The organism is Streptomyces sp. NPDC006134 (assembly GCF_040628835.1).
Classification (GTDB): Bacteria; Actinomycetota; Actinomycetes; order Streptomycetales; family Streptomycetaceae; genus Streptomyces.
Genome location: NZ_JBEXTV010000049.1, coordinates 51,361 through 63,700 on the forward strand (window position 1 = coordinate 51,361; position 12,340 = coordinate 63,700).

Annotated in this window: 9 protein-coding genes; 5 read left to right on the forward strand and 4 right to left on the reverse strand. The window is 73.2% G+C overall.

Going from position 1 to position 12,340, the window contains the following annotated elements:
- Positions 1–8: 8 nt before the first annotated feature.
- The 4 genes from ABZ340_RS27465 to ABZ340_RS27480 all read right to left on the reverse strand — a co-directional run bounded on the left by ABZ340_RS27465 (position 9) and on the right by ABZ340_RS27480 (position 5,028).
- Positions 9–809 carry a GNAT family N-acetyltransferase gene (locus ABZ340_RS27465; RefSeq protein WP_358784504.1) on the reverse strand — a complete coding sequence of 267 codons (801 nt, stop codon included), beginning with the start codon at positions 807–809 and terminating at the stop codon, positions 9–11.
- A 178-nt stretch (positions 810–987) separates the two neighbouring features.
- Complete coding sequence (locus ABZ340_RS27470) at positions 988–1,236, reverse strand: hypothetical protein (protein ID WP_358784505.1); 249 nt, start codon at positions 1,234–1,236, stop codon at positions 988–990.
- 101 nt (positions 1,237–1,337) lie between these two features.
- Positions 1,338–2,561 carry a cytochrome P450 gene (locus tag ABZ340_RS27475; protein ID WP_358784506.1) on the reverse strand — a complete coding sequence of 408 codons (1,224 nt, stop codon included), beginning with the start codon at positions 2,559–2,561 and terminating at the stop codon, positions 1,338–1,340.
- A 415-nt stretch (positions 2,562–2,976) separates the two neighbouring features.
- Positions 2,977–5,028: an AAA family ATPase gene (locus tag ABZ340_RS27480; RefSeq protein ID WP_358784507.1), complete on the reverse strand. Its 2,052-nt coding sequence runs from the start codon at positions 5,026–5,028 to the stop codon at positions 2,977–2,979.
- 250 nt (positions 5,029–5,278) lie between these two features.
- Between ABZ340_RS27480 and ABZ340_RS27485 the strand changes: the two genes are divergently transcribed.
- The 5 genes from ABZ340_RS27485 to ABZ340_RS27505 all read left to right on the forward strand — a co-directional run.
- On the forward strand, positions 5,279–6,700 hold the full coding sequence (locus ABZ340_RS27485; RefSeq protein WP_358784508.1) for an MFS transporter: 1,422 nt from the start codon (positions 5,279–5,281) through the stop codon (positions 6,698–6,700).
- A complete protein-coding gene (locus tag ABZ340_RS27490) occupies positions 6,697–8,040 on the forward strand; it encodes a carotenoid oxygenase family protein (protein WP_358784509.1) in 1,344 nt (447 codons plus the stop codon). The genes ABZ340_RS27485 and ABZ340_RS27490 overlap by 4 nt, the downstream gene beginning before the upstream one ends.
- Before the next feature lie 51 nt (positions 8,041–8,091).
- Positions 8,092–8,556 (forward strand): SRPBCC family protein, encoded by a 465-nt coding sequence (locus tag ABZ340_RS27495; protein WP_358784510.1) that lies wholly within the window; start codon positions 8,092–8,094, stop codon positions 8,554–8,556.
- 90 nt (positions 8,557–8,646) lie between these two features.
- Complete coding sequence (locus ABZ340_RS27500) at positions 8,647–10,686, forward strand: ATP-binding protein (RefSeq protein ID WP_358784511.1); 2,040 nt, start codon at positions 8,647–8,649, stop codon at positions 10,684–10,686.
- A gap of 118 nt (positions 10,687–10,804) precedes the next feature.
- Positions 10,805–12,340: FAD-dependent oxidoreductase (locus ABZ340_RS27505; RefSeq protein WP_358784512.1), on the forward strand; the 1,536-nt coding region annotated here is incomplete at its 3' end.

Below are 12,340 nucleotides of genomic sequence, written 5' to 3' on the forward strand. Positions count from 1 at the left end.
CGGTGGAATCAGGCCTTCAGGCTGTAGAAGCGCATCGGTGAGTTCGGCTCGAAGCCGATGCGCGGGTACACCGGTGCCCCGGCGGCGGTCGCGTGCAAAGCGGCGCGGGTCAGCCCGGTGGCCCGGCCGCCCTCGTACAGCGCCTTCCGCGTCACCGCCTCGCCGTAACCCCTGCGTTCGTGCGCGGGGTCCGTGGCGACGAGCACGACGAAGAGACAGCCCTCCGTCTCGACCGTCGCAGCGCAGGTCACCGGCGTACCGTCCCGCACGCCCAGATAGGCGTACACCTGGTCCTTCCACAGAGCGGAACCGACGAGTCCGTCCCGTCCGTGCTCCAGGGGGAATCCGTAGGCGCGTGCGTTGATGTCGGCGTAGGCGCGCAGGTGTTCGTCGGTGGTCACGCGCACGAACGTCAGGTCGGGATGGGCCGGCTCGGGGAGGGGGAGCAGGTTCCCGGCCATGCCGGTCCCGGGAAAGACGTACGCGAGCCCCGCCTCTTCGGCCGCCGAGTCGAGCGTTGCGCGTGCGCCGTCTTCGAGGAGGTCCTCGAAGACCCACAGGAAGCCCGGGTGCGTCTTCGCGCGCATGATGTCCGCCGCCTGACGCAGGCGTCGCCCGACCACCCGCGCGTCCGCGCCGGTATCCGTCAACGTGACGCAGTTCCAGAAGGCGAACCTGCAGTCGGCCCAGCGGACGGCGATGCCCGGAAGGTCGCGCACGTCCGCGTCCGGGGCCCGGTCGAGCACCATGACACGCCAGACCGCGGCGAGCTGCTGCATCGATTCGATCGAGTCGGCGCGTTCCGTCACCGGGACCTCTCAGGCGGTCGAGTGGAGGAGAGACGACCGGGGCAGGATATGCCCCGCGTCGCCCCCGGTGGGCGGAAGCCGGTGATCAGTCCGGTGGGCGGGTGCCGTCAGCCTTCACACTTCACCCTTCACGCGGTCGCCGTCGTCGGCGGCGGTGGCTCGTCGGGGCCGGGGACGTCTACGCCCCCAGGCCGAGAAGAGCCACCTCCAGGGGGAGCGGGGGCCGTTCCGGCAGCGCGGGGGGCTCCTGGCCCCGCCCGGTGTGGGTCGGAGGCACGACGCGCAGGGCCCGGATGCCGTCGGCGGCCCACCGCGCGTCCGTCGGAGGCAGCGACAGCGTCATGCGCCGCCCGTCCGGGAGGGGGACGCCGAGCTTGGCCGACTCGAGCTCGGCCGACTCGAGCTCGGGCGATTCGTTCGCCTGCATGGCAGCCCACCTTCCGGTCACGCGACGCACGGCCTGTCTCGTAGGGAAAGACGATCCGGCGTGGGCGGTGGTTCCCCGGCCGGCCGCACCGGGCGATACGCCTAACGGGCGTGGAGAAGGACGGGGAGGGACCGGTGGCCGTTGCTGATGAGGGAGGGAACCGGCCGCAGTTCCGTGGCGGGGACGGCGAGCCGGATGCCGGGGAAGCGGTCGAAGAGGTGCTCCAGGACGGTGGCCACTTCGAGGCGGGCCAGGGGCGCGCCGACGCAGTAGTGGACGCCGTGGCCGAAAGCGAGGTGGTCCTTGAGGGAGCGGGTGGCGTCGAAGGTGTCGGCGTCGTCGTGCCAGTCGGGGTGGCGGTTGGCGGCGGCGTAGGAGGCGAGGATGGCGTCGCCGCGGGCGATGGTCCGCCCGTCGGGCAGGGGGATGTCCTTGACGGCGAAGCGCAGGGGGAGGTGCTTGACGGCCGGTTCGTGGCGCAGGGTCTCCTCGACGACGTCCGCCCAGCCGACGGCCCCGGTGCGGACCAGGTGGAGCTGGTCGGGGCGGGTGAGCAGGGTGTGGATGCTCTGGTCGATGACGTTGACGGTGGTCTCGTACCCGGCGCTGATCATGAGCAGCAGCGTGTCGCGCAGCTCCGGGCCGGTCAGGCCGGTGCCGTCGGTCTCGTCGTCCCGCGCGGCGATCAGGAGCGAGGTCATGTCGTCGCCGGGCGTGCGGCGTTTGCCGGCGATGAGCTGGTCCAGCTGCTCGTACAGGGTGGCGGTGTTGGCCTGGGCCTCGGCGGGGGAGAGGGTGGTGTCGAAGACGCCGTCGACGACTTTCCGGAAGGCGCCGCGCCGGCTCTCGGGCACGCCCATCAGATGGCCGATCACCGCGATGGGCAGCGGATAGGCCAGGTGCTCGCGCAGGTCCACCGGTTCCTCGGCGGGCAGCGCGGCCAGCCGGTCGAGGAGGTCGGTCACCATGCGGCCGACGACGTCCTTCATGGCGGCGACGCGCCGGGCGCCGAAGGCGGGAGCGATCATGCGGCGCAGGCGGCGGTGGTCGGCACCGTAGGCGGTGAACATGTTCTCCACCGCGATCCACAGGGCGAGCGGCCAGCGGGTGACCGTCTCGGCGAAGGCGGGCCAGTGGGCACGGCCGTCCTTGGACACGTCGGGGCTGGTCAGCAGGTGCTTGAGGAGGACGGGGTCGGTGACGGCCCAGGCCCGGACGCCGAGGATGTCGACCCGGGCCGCCGGGCCCTGGGCGCGCAGGGCACGGTGTTCGGCGTGGTGAGCGGATCCGGTGGGGTCCAGGACGAGTACCGGCTGCTCGGACATGAGTGGAGGACTCCTCGGTGTGCGGCGGGGGTGAGGACCGGAAGGGCTTCGTGTGCGGCGGGGGTGAGGACCAGAAGGGCTTTCAGGGCGTGATGCGAGAGGCCGGGGCCGTCGGGAGCGGACCGTGCCGCCGGCGAGGACGGCCGGCGGGCCGGCCGCGCGATCGTGCTTCCCGGCGAGCAGTCCAAGGTCGCTCCGCTGACCCGGCAGTCGTACGGAAGACGCAGGGACAGCGCCTATGCTTCGTCGAGGCACCCGGCGAGGACAAGACACCGACCGGCCAGAACGCGGCGAGCCGGAGGGCGTGGAGCAGCGCGGTACGCGGCGCCGCGCACGTCCTCCGGCCGGGTCCGCACCGGCCCGCGCACGCCAGGGAGCCACCGGTGCCCGGCTGTTCGCCGGCCCGGCCGCACGGTCACCCGGATGACGCCTCGCTCCTCTCCCTGCGCCACAGCAGCTCGCACACGCGCTCCACACCGTGCGCCAGGTGCCGCCGGTAGGTGCTGTAGGGGAGGCCGAGCCGCTGCGCGGACGCCTCCTGGGTGCGGGGCCGTTCCAGGAAGGTCGTCACCATCGCCCGGTGCGCTTTGGCGCCACGGGGTTCGTCGAGGAGCGCGGCGATCGTCTCGGTGAGCAGGCGCTTGAGCGAGTCCACCGGGTCGGTGTTTCCGTACTCGGCCTCGACGGCGACCGTGCGGCAGGAGAGCAGCGGGCTGGCGCGCAGGTCGTCGGGGTGGTGCAGGGCGCGCAGGGTGTCCCGGACCGCCCGGTCGAAGTCGGCCCGGGTGAGGGTCTCCGAGGCCGGCCGGTCGGCGGCCGGGGGCACGGGCGTGTCGGAGAGGGCCCCCGGCTGGGTGCGGTCGAACCAGATCTCCAGCGGGGTGACCCGCCAGTCGCAGGCGAACATCGTGAAGAGGCGTCCGCGGTCCCACGGTGTGTCGAAGACCGGATGGTGCCCCAGGTGGGACATCAGAGGAGACCACAGCGTGGCGTCGGGGCTGAGGATGAAGGACCAGCCCAGCCCCTGGGACCTGATCCAGTCGACGCAGATGCGCAGCTGCATGAGGTGGCCGACGTGGGAGATCCCGCCGTACGTCTCCGGGTCCACCATGAAGCGGCAGAGCAGGAGGTGCTCGCCCGGGCGCAGCGGGGCGTCGCGCTCGACGTGGTCCCAGGCCGCCGACACCACCGGGTCGGCACCGGCCTCCTCGCCCCGCCCGGTCAGCCGCAGCCAGGTCATGAAGGCGACGGTCTCGCCGGTGTCGGTCCGCCGGTACACCAGGAACGCCGAGGGCTGGTGCGCCAGCCAGTGGCGCACGATCCGGGCGGAGCGCTCGCCCTCGGCCTTCTCGGCCATCTCGGCCAGGGTGTCGTGGTCCTCGGGGCGCAGGGTGTCCTCGTAGACGTCCCCTTCCTGGTCCAGGTCCTGGAAGTAGGGCGCCATCGGGCCGTACCGCTTGAGGTAGGTGAGCGCCCGCACCGCGCTCATCACCTCGGAGCCGGCCGACGTGCGGACCCGGGCCAGCAGGTGGTGCCCGGCCCGGCGGTGCATCCGCTCGTAACCCTGCGGGTCGCGCCAGCGCAGGTCGCGGTCGAGCACCTCGCGCACGAGGTCGTGGAGGAAGAGCCCGTGGCGGCCGTACTGGGCGAACGGCAGACCGCGCAGCCAGGTGAACATCGGACCGGCGTCCGCCTCGCCGATCACCGCCTTCAGCAGCCCCTCGGTCGTCGTCATGGTGTGGGCGGCCGTCTCCAGCGCCATGCGGTGCGTGGGGGAGGGCAGGTCGCCCACCAGGGCGGCGAGCAGGGCCGCGATGACATCGGGGGTCGGCTCCCAGGTCGCCCGCGGGCCGGCGTCGCTGACGGCGACCGAGGCGGCGAGGGTCAGCGCCAGGGGGTGGCCGCCCGCGAAGGACAGCACCGGTGCGCGCAGGGCGGTGGCCACGCCCCTGCGTTCCAGCAGGGCGGCGGAGGCGGCCGGGTCGAGCGGTGCGAGCGGGAGGACCTCCAGGGCCTCGCTCCAGGCGAGGTCGACCGTCCACGCCGTACTCGGCGGCAGCCGGCCCGCGATCACCACGACGGCACGCTCGGGCAGGTGCGGCAGGTACCGGTCCCGGAGCCAGCCCTCCAGGCCCTGGCACCGCTCGAACGCGTCGACGAGGAGGACGACGTCGTCCCCGGCCTCCGCGCCGGCCGCCTTCGCCGCCTCGAACTCGAAGCCGAGCGGAGAGGGGTCGATGAGCCGGCCGTCGACCTCGACGACGACGCGTGCCGCGTCGCGGGCCTCGTCGGCGAAGCGCCTCAGCAGCGCCGACTTGCCGACCCCTCCGGGACCGTGCACATAGAGGACGGCCCCCGCGCCCGGCTCCCGCCGCAGCGCGGCCCGGAAGCGCCGCAGCTCGGCCGACCGGCCGACGAACGCCCTGTCCCGCGCGGAGTTCAGCCGCTCCGCCAGACTTCCGGACACCCGCTCCATCGCCATCCCCCCGAAACCCCCTGTGTCCTCGCGTACTTGTGCGTCGGCACGACAAGACACACCGTACGTCGACAGGCGGGCGTACCACCGGGCACAGGCGAGCACCACTGAGCAGGAGTGAGCACCTGACCGGTCTGGGGACGCTCCACGAACCGGGACAGCATGGGCCTTGCCGACGCGGCGGTTCGGGGAAGCCTCGACCGGGGCGGCTGTCCGGTCGGCGGCAGCACGAAAGGTCGTCATGCCCGCTCCCGCACACTTGCCGTACGCACCCGCGCGCCGCGCCGGTGCCGCCCTCGCCCTGTTCGCCTCGGCACAGTTCCTCGTCGTCCTCAACACGTCCGTCGTGAACGTGGCGTTGCCCGCCGTCGGACGCGCTCTCGGCACCGGACCGACCGGACTGACCTGGGTCGTGAACGCCTATCTCCTCGCCTTCGGCACGCTGCTGCCGGTGGGCGGACGGCTGGCCGACGTCTTCGGCCGTCGCAGGGGCTTCGTCGCCGGGCTCGTCCTGTTCACCGCCGGATCACTCGCGGCGGGCATTCCCTTGGGGACCGGTGCGCTCATCGCCGCGCGGGCGGTACAGGGCGCCGGCGCCGCCGTTCTGTCACCGGCCGCCCTGGTGCTCCTGCTGGCGCAGTCCCCGCCGGGTCCGGTCCGCGGCCGGGCACTCGGCCTGTGGGGAGCGGCCTCGGCGGCGGGCGGTGCGGCGGGCGTCCTGCTCGGCGGGGTGCTGACCGATGCCCTGGGCTGGTGGTCGGTCTTCGCGGTGAGCGCGGTCGCCGCCGTCCCCGTTCTGCTGTCCGTGCCGGGCCTCGTCCCCCGTGACGCCCGCGACCGCACCGGTTCGCTCGATCTGCCGGGGGCCCTGGCCATGACCACCGGTCTGCTCCTGCTCGTGTACGGCTTCGGCTCACGGGACGGGTCCGTCGTACGCGATCTGGTGCCGGCGGCCGGGATCTTCCTGCTGCTGGCCCTCGTCTCGATCGAACGCCGCGCGGAGGACCCGCTGGTACCTCCCGTGCTGCTGCGCAACCGGTCGGTCGTGGCGGGCAACCTGCTCATGCTGCCGCTCGGCACGGTGTGGGTCGGCACGTTCTTCTTCCTGCCTCTCTACCAGCAGAAGGTCCTCGGCTACGGGCCGCTGACGGCCGGGCTCACCCAACTGCCCCTGGCCGGCGCACTCATGGCGGCCTCCGCCCTGGCCGGACGGCTGCGCGGAACGCTCGTGCCCGGCCTCGTCGTCCTCGCCGCGGGACTGTTCTGGCTGGCCCGCCTTCCTCTCGACGGTGCCTTCCTGGCCGATCTGCTCGGCCCGACCATCCTGATCGGTCTCGGCCTGGGCCTCGCCTTCGTGCCGCTGACCGCGCTCGGCGTGACCGGCGTGGACGCACCACACACGGGGGTGGCGGGCGGGCTCGTCAACACCACGCGACAGGTCGGCGGGGCACTGGGCCTCGCCGTCCTCGCCTCCCTCGCCGCGCCGGCGCACGGCACGGCCGCCGCCGGTCCGGCGGCACTGGCGCACGGCTACCGCCGCGCCTTCGCCGGCGCGGCCCTCATCGCCGTACTGACCGCCATCGGCGCCGCCGTCCACCAGAGGACCGGCGCCCGCACAACGACCGGCGCCCCCCAGGGGGCCGGAGAAAGGGAACCCTCATGAAGCCGTACCTGACCGGCCACTACACCCCGCACGTCGACGAGATCACCGCCCATGACCTGCGCGTCGAGGGACATCTGCCTCCCGAACTGTCCGGGCGGCTCATACGCAACGGCCACAACCCCAAGCCGGGTGTCACCCCCACCCACTGGTTCAAGGGCAGCGGCATGGTGCACGGCATCCGGCTGCGCGAGGGGCGCGCCGAGTGGTACCGCAACCGCTGGGTCCGCACACCGGCCCTGGACGGAGCGCCCTACATGACCGAGAAGGGCCCTGACCTGACGGCCAGCACCGCCGGCACCCACGTCATCGAGCACGCCGGGCGGCTGCTGGCGCTGTGCGAGTCCAACCTCCCCTTCGAGCTGACGCCGCGGCTGGAGACGGTCGGGCCGTACGACTTCGACGGCAAGCTGACCAACGTCATGACCGCCCACCCCAAGCAGGACCCGGTCAGCGGCGAACTGCACTTCTTCAGCTCGTCCCCCTTCCCGCCGTACCTGACGTACCACGTCGCCTCGGAGAAGGGAGAGCTGCTGCGCAGCGAGGACGTCCCGGATGCCGGACCGTCGCTCAAGCACGACTTCGCCGTCACCGAACGGTACGTGGTGTTCGTCGAGGGAACGGTCACCTTCGACCCGACCGAGACCTCGGGCATCCCTTATGCCTGGAAGGACGAGCAGCCGGCCCGGATCGGGGTGCTGCCGCGCGGGGCGGGCGGGGCCGCGAAGGTCCGGTGGTTCGGCATCGAACCCGGATCGATGCTGCACGCGGCCAACGCCTACGAGGACGAACGGGGCCGCATCGTGCTGGAGGGCCCCACCGTGGACCGGGAGGGCTTTGGGCGGTCGTGGAACTGGTGGGTGGGATCACCGGAGCGCGGGGCCACCCCCAACTCCCGTTCCGTCAACCGGCAGTGGGTCGTCGACCTGACCGCCGGCACCGTGCGCGAAGAGAACGTCGACGACCTGGTCGTGGAATTCCCCACCATCAACGAGGAACTGGCCGGCCGCAGGCACCGTTACCAGTACGCGATCGCCTTCCCGGACGACCGCGGTGCCGGCAACTTCGGCGTCGTCAAGTACGACCGGACCGCCGGCGCCCGTTCCCTCCTGAACGTCGGCGACGGGCGGCTTCCCAGCGAGGCGGTCTTCGTCCCCGCCGAGCACGGCACCTCGGAGGACGACGGCTATCTGCTGACCGTCGTCAGCGACCTGCACGCGGACGCCTCCCAGCTCCTCGTCCTGGACGCCACCGGCATCACGGCCGGTCCCGTCGCCACCGTGCACCTGCCGCGCCGGGTCGCCGCCGGAATCCACGGCTCATGGATCGCCGACCGGGACTGACCCATCGCAGGACCGCACCCCTCGCAGAACCGACGTACAGAGAAGGAAGTCGTGAAGGACATCGACCGCTCGGCCCCCGTCGTCGTCGAGCTGACCACCACCATCGAGGCCACCCCAGAGACGCTCTGGGCGCTGCACACCGACGTCGACGCCTGGCCGGACTGGCACGAGGGCATCGACAAGGCCCGCCTTTCCGGGGACTTCTCCGAGGGCGGCGTCTTCGACTGGGAGACGGCCGGAATGAACATCAGCTCACGCGTGCTGGAAGTGCGACCCCTGCGCCGCACCGTGTGGGGCGGCCCCGCCCACGGCATCGACGGCATCCACGTGTGGACCTTCGAGCCGACCACCGGCGGCACGGTCGTCACCACCCTCGAATCCTGGGCGGGCGCACCGGTGGAAGCCGACCCGGAAGGGATGCGCGCGGCCCTGGAGGGGTCCCTCGTGGCATGGCTGGAGGCCCTGAGGGCCGCCGCCGCGCGCTGCGACGACCGAGCCGGGACGGCCAAGCCGTAGACCCGTCGCCCGTCGCATGCATGAGGGCCCGTCTTTGCCGACGGGCCCTTCGTGGTGTGAGTCTTCCGTTGATCGGAAGAGGGGGCGGCCATGAGCGGCGGCGGAACCACCAGGGTCGGGGACCGGGTACAGCGGGCGCGGGACCGGCTCTTCGCGGGAAGAGCGGCGGAGCTGGGCGTTTTCCGCTCCGCGCTGTCCGGTGACGCGAAGGCGCCCGCGGTGCTCTACGTGCACGGGCCCGGCGGCATCGGGAAGTCCATGCTGCTGCGCCGCTTCGCGGCCGAGGCGCGGGCGACGGGACGCGACGTGGTCGAGGTGGACGGCCGGCTCGTCGAGCCCACGCCCGAGGCGTTCGAGAAGGAGGCCGGGGCGGTGCTCGCCGAAGAGCGGGCCGTCCTGCTCGTCGACACCTTCGAGCGCTGCCAGGGCCTCGAGAGCTGGCTGCGGGACCGGTTCCTGGTCCGGTTGCCGGCCGGCGCACTCGTGGTCGTCGCCGGGCGACAGCCACCGGACGCCGGGTGGACGTCCGACCCGGGGTGGCTGGACCTGCTGTGCACGGTGGCCCTGCGCAGCCTCGCTCCGGACGAGGCGACCGCCTTCCTGCGTGCCCGTGGCGTGCCGCGTGAGACACGACCCGCCCTGCTCGCCTTCACCGGCGGCCATCCCCTCGCCCTGGCACTCGCCGCGGCGGTGGCGGAGCGGGACGCGACCGGAACGGACGGCTGGGAACCCGGCCGGGACGCGATCGCCACCCTGCTTCCCCGACTGGCCGGTGAGGTCCCGTCACCGGTGCACCGTCGGGCCCTGGAAGTGTGCGCCCACGCGTACCTGACCACGGAGACGCTGCTGCGTGCCGTACTGGGGGACGAAGCGGCTGCGATGTTCGCCTGGCTGCGTGGCCTGCCCTTCGTCGAGTCCGCCCGCAGCGGGCTGTTCCCGCACGACGTGGTGCGCGAGGTGCTGGAGGCGGACCTGCGCTGGCGAGACCCCGAAGGCTACGCCGAGTTGCACAACCGACTCGGCCGCCACCTGTTCGAACAGATTCGGACAGCACCCGAGAGCGGGATGCTCGGCGCCGTCGGCGCGTTCATGTACCTGTACCGGACCGACCGGCACATGGCCGCCTACAACAGCTGGCGCGGCGAGGGCGAGGTGCAACTGACCGCCTGCGAACCGGCCGACCACGCCACTGTCCTGGACCTCGCGACCGAGGTCGAAGGGCCCGGGTCGGCGGCCGTCGCGCGGTTCTGGCTGGACAGGCAGCCGGAGGCGTTCCGGGTCTGCCGGGCCGCACGGGACGGCCGGATCGTGGGATTCTCGGCCTGGCTGCGGCTGGCCGAGCCCTGCGGCGAGGACGTCGACCCCGTGGTCGCGGCTGCCTGGGAGCACGCCCGGAGCACGGCCGCCCTGCGCTCCGGCGAGCATCTCGCCGTGGCCCGCTTCTCCGTGACCTCACCGGAACACCCCAAGATCTCGCCGGTCGAGGATCTCCACCAGTGGCGGGCCCTGGCCGAGGTCGCCCGCTCCGGCGGAGGGCTGGCCTGGTCGTACATCGCCATACGGTCCGGAGACTTCTGGCGGCCCTATCCGACGAGCCTCGGCCTGACGCCGACCGGGGACCGGCCGCGGGTCGGCCGGCTCGCGTACGACCTGTACACAAGCGACTGGCGGGCGCAGTCGATCCGTGCCTGGGCGGAGGAGAAGACCCGGCTGATGCTGTCGGGCGTGCCCGGAGTGCCCGAACCGGCGGCGCCCGGGCCGGCCACCGAGTCCGCCGTACTGTCCCGGCCGGAGTTCGACGCGGCGGTACGGGACGCGCTGCGCGGGCTGTCCCGGGCGGAGGACCTCTCGCTGAATCCGCTCGCCCGCAGCAGGGTGGCCGCCGGGCAGGGGATCGAGTTGCGGGAACTGCTGACCCGGGCCGTCGACGCGCTGCGCGCGGAGCGGGGCGGCGAGAAGTACCACCGGGCGGTGGCGGCGACCTATCTGCACGGCGCGCCCACCCAGGAAGCGGCCGCCACCCGGCTGGGGCTGCCCTTCAGCACGTACCGCAGGCACCTGGGCACCGGCATCACGCGGATGTGCGACGCGTTGTGGCGCCGGGAGATCCACGGGACGGGCACGAGCTGACACCGGTCACCGGAGTGAGCACAAGCGAGCAGTCGCGAGCACCGGACCTGTCTGGTGGGTGAGCGCCACGCGGACCGAGGGTGGCTCCTGTCGCTGATCGATACCAGGAGGCACTGAAATGGACACAGTCGTGGTGGGAGCCGGACCCGTCGGCCTGACGGCCGCGATGCTGCTGGCCCGGGAAGGACACCGGGTCACCGTGCTCGACCGGGACCCGGGCGCTCCCGAGGGCGGCCCGCAAGAGGCGTGGGACGCGTGGGAGCGGCCCGGGGCCAACCAGTTCCGGCATCCGCACATCCTGCTGCCGGCGGCGTACCGGACGCTGGCGGACGAACTTCCGGAGACCGTGACCGAGTTGACGGCACTGGGCGGAGTGCCGTGCAACCTGCTCGCCGGCGCCTGGGAGCTGGACGCGATCGGCGGTCGGCGCCCGGGCGACGAGCGGTTCGCCATGATGATCGCGCGCCGGCCCGTCATCGAGGCCGCGCTCACCGCCGTGGCCGCCCGCACCCCCAGGCTGACCGTCCGCCGCGACACGGCCGTCTCCGCCCTGCTGACCGGCCGGGAGCGGGTCCCCGGACGGCCGCACGTCACCGGGGTGCTCACCCGGGGCGGTGACACCCTCCACGCCGACCTGGTCGTCGACGCGGGCGGCCGGAACTCGCCCGTGGGCCGGATGCTCCGGGACCTCGGCGCTCCCGGTCCGGTGGAGGAGCGGGCCGGGACCGGTTTCCTCGCCTACACCCGGTACTTCCGGTCCGCCGACGGCAGGCTGCCGAAGTGGCCGGTGTGGCGGGTGACCCACTACGACACCGTGACGACCGTCGCCATCGAGGGCGACGCCGGAACGTGGGCGGTCTCCCTGGGGGTGTCCGGCAGCGACCGCGCGCTGCGGGCCCTGCGCGAACCCGGCGCCTGGCACCGGGCGGCGGCGCTCTTCCCCGACATCGCCCACCTGACCGAGGCGGGCGAGCCGATGAGCGGGATCATGGCCATGTCCGGCATGGAGGCCCGGCACCGGCAGTTCGTGGCCGACGGCCGGCCGGTGGCGACCGGCCTGCTGAGCATCGGCGACGCCTGGGCCACCACCAACCCCCTCTTCGGACTGGGCATGTCCATGGGCGCCCTGCACGTCACCCTCCTGCGCGACCTCCTGCGCGCGGAGGGCACCGGCGACCCGGAGAAGCTCGCCCTCCGGTTCGACGAGGCCACCCGGGCCTCGCTCTCCCCGATGCAGCAGGGCCTGGCGGAGTGGGACCGGCACCGGCTCGCCGAGATCGACGCCGCGCTGCGCGACGTCCCCGCCCCGTACGAGACCGGGGACCGCGACTGGCACTTCAAGAGGGCGCTGGACACCGCGAAGCTGCGGGACCCGGAACTGCTGCGCGCCTTCGCGGACAGCGGCACGCTGCTGGCCACCGCCGAGGAGGTGTTCACCGATCCCGCCCTGGCGGAGAAGGCCGCCGAACTCGGCCGCAAGGCACCGCACTCCTCCGATCCGGGTCCCTCCCGGCCCGAACTCCTGGCCGCGCTCGCGGGCCCGGCCGAGCGGGCGGCGCCGGTGCCGGATCGCGCCGGGTGTCACCTACGAGGAGTTCGACATCCCGGCGGCCAAGGGGACAGCGCACGCCCATGTGCTCCGCGTCGACCTGCG

Excerpts from the sequence above, each read along its gene's own strand:
- ABZ340_RS27470 (WP_358784505.1), bottom strand. The coding sequence starts at position 1,236 with ATGCAGGCGAACGAATCGCCCGAGCTCGAGTCGGCCGAGCTCGAGTCG.
- ABZ340_RS27475 (WP_358784506.1), bottom strand. The coding sequence starts at position 2,561 with ATGTCCGAGCAGCCGGTACTCGTCCTGGACCCCACCGGATCCGCTCAC.
- ABZ340_RS27485 (WP_358784508.1), top strand. The coding sequence starts at position 5,279 with ATGCCCGCTCCCGCACACTTGCCGTACGCACCCGCGCGCCGCGCCGGT.
- ABZ340_RS27490 (WP_358784509.1), top strand. The coding sequence starts at position 6,697 with ATGAAGCCGTACCTGACCGGCCACTACACCCCGCACGTCGACGAGATC.
- ABZ340_RS27500 (WP_358784511.1), top strand. The coding sequence starts at position 8,647 with ATGAGCGGCGGCGGAACCACCAGGGTCGGGGACCGGGTACAGCGGGCG.